The following is a 306-nucleotide window of genomic DNA, read 5'->3' as shown; positions in this document are numbered from 1 at the left end:
TTCTTGTCGTACGTCACCGCGGCACGCGTGTCGCCATCACCATCCACCCGGCCGGTGTTCGTGAACTGGTTGTTGATGTTCGTGATGTCCGCCGTGTTGTTCGCCACACGGTTGTCGAGATTCTCCAGTGCATCACCGACCGTGTGATGCTCGACCTTCTTCGAGCTATCCGAAGGATCGGTCAGGCTGTACGTCGGCGCCTTCACCTTGCCGCTCTCGTCCACCGTCGAGCCACCGCCCAACGCGTCCGCCACGCTCTTCGCTGTGCCGTACAGTTGCGAACCGTTGACCGCGTCCTTGCTGTCC

The 306-nt window shown here is 61.4% G+C and carries 1 protein-coding gene; it reads right to left on the bottom strand.

What is annotated here, in order from left to right:
* Positions 1-306 (bottom strand): hypothetical protein (locus tag AC3IFE_RS01655; protein ID WP_489189399.1); only part of this gene is annotated, 306 nt, incomplete at both ends.

It is taken from the genome of Burkholderia sp. APQ4-4ca, from assembly GCF_057837105.1.
This window is presented reverse-complemented; position numbering and strand designations above follow the sequence as displayed.